Source organism: Desulfonatronovibrio magnus, assembly GCF_000934755.1.
Classification (GTDB): Bacteria; Desulfobacterota; Desulfovibrionia; order Desulfovibrionales; family Desulfonatronovibrionaceae; genus Desulfonatronovibrio; species Desulfonatronovibrio magnus.
Window position 1 is genome coordinate 1 of sequence record NZ_JYNP01000147.1, and the last position, 1471, is coordinate 1471.

The following is a 1471-nucleotide window of genomic DNA, read 5'->3' on the forward strand; positions in this document are numbered from 1 at the left end:
TTGTATCCAGCTGTTATCATTGAGGATACAAGAACAAGCCAAAAATCAAAGTATTTACATGCCTGTCAAGGGATTATACAAACTCGCAACATAAGAGACAGGTTTTTTAAGTTGCATTCTATGAAGCGATTGGCAGCTCCGTAGCCTGGGCATTCAATTTCCCCTTGCCTGCTCCTTAAAACCTTACTATATCTGTACCTATGCACGTAATCCATGGACCACACGACAAGATTTTCAAGCGGGTGTTGGCTCACAATCTATGCAAAATCGCTTTATAAAGGTGACAATTGGATGCCAGAAATAACCAGGTTTTTAGGAATTATCATCTCCATGTACTTTGATGACCATGAGCCACCACATTTTCATGTACGGTATAACGATTATCGTGCTGCCATAAGTATTAAGGAACTTAATGTCGTTGCAGGATATTTACCTGCAAAAGTACGTGGACTTGTTCAGGAATGGGCAGAAATATATCAGCAAGAACTTTTGGATATGTGGTTAACCAAGGATTTTCATAAAATTAATCCTCTAGTGTAAGGGATGCTTAAATGAATTCAGTTTATCTGGTTGAGGCTAAGTATATGGATAATTATCGGGTTTATCTAAAGTTCAACACTGGTGAATCCGGCATTGTTGATCTTGAAGATCTGATAATGAATTATAAGGCTGCTGAGCCTTTGCAAGACCGCCAAAAATTTTCCGAGTTTTTCTTAGATTCATGGCCAACTTTAGCTTGGGAATGCGGCTTTGATGTTGCACCAGAATCTTTGTATTATCGTTTAACAAAGACTGTCGCACCTGGATTAAAGGTTGCTTGAGCCTATGCTGTCTCGAAAAATTAACACCAAATACTGACAACAAAATCATGCACCATCAAAGCATAAACTTTACAAACACATGCTACCAATGCAGGTTATAAAACGGAATAATAACCAAAAAGCGCTTTAATCATGACTCAATAAAGTGAATAAAAGGAAGGATTTAGCACCAATCGGACACACGAATGCCTGCGACCAATCAACGGGAAAATAGCCAAGGTACTTAAGCAGCCCAGCGATAACTGTGATGAAACCCGCCAACCCAGGAAACTGACTCTAAATTACTTACGCTTTTTTCAGCTTTGGGCAATTTAACCGGCTTCATTATCGGCGATAGGCCAGGAGAGAGAAATGCCGGTACATGATTTTGATATAAAAATGATCAGAAAGTTTTTTGGTTTACCCCTGTAAGTTTGCCTGTTAAGTATTTCTTCGTATCAACACACGAGGATATTACTTTGTACATATTTTACGTAGATGAGAAAGGCAACCTTGACACCCACGGAATACATCCCGGGATGGATTATTCAGCTTCTCCCAAAGACTGGTTGTATATATTAACAGCTTTGGGGATATTTGAACATAACTGGCGCAAGTTTTATGATCCTATAGCCGCCAAAAAGAAAATACTGCTCCAGGTTCATAATGCA

The 1471-nt window shown here is 39.2% G+C and carries 3 protein-coding genes; all 3 read left to right on the forward strand.

The window, feature by feature from the left end:
• Positions 1 to 291 precede the first annotated feature (291 nt).
• On the forward strand, positions 292 to 540 hold the full coding sequence (locus tag LZ23_RS11895) for a DUF4160 domain-containing protein (protein WP_045214489.1): 249 nt from the start codon (positions 292 to 294) through the stop codon (positions 538 to 540).
• 11 nt (positions 541 to 551) lie between these two features.
• Positions 552 to 821: a DUF2442 domain-containing protein gene (locus LZ23_RS11900; RefSeq protein WP_045214490.1), complete on the forward strand. Its 270-nt coding sequence runs from the start codon at positions 552 to 554 to the stop codon at positions 819 to 821.
• A gap of 458 nt (positions 822 to 1279) precedes the next feature.
• Positions 1280 to 1471 (forward strand): hypothetical protein (locus LZ23_RS11905; RefSeq protein WP_045214491.1); only part of this gene is annotated, 192 nt, incomplete at its 3' end.

Coding starts and splice junctions, on each gene's coding strand:
- LZ23_RS11895 (WP_045214489.1), top strand. CDS start 292: ATGCCAGAAATAACCAGGTTTTTAGGAATTATCATCTCCATGTACTTT.
- LZ23_RS11900 (WP_045214490.1), top strand. CDS start 552: ATGAATTCAGTTTATCTGGTTGAGGCTAAGTATATGGATAATTATCGG.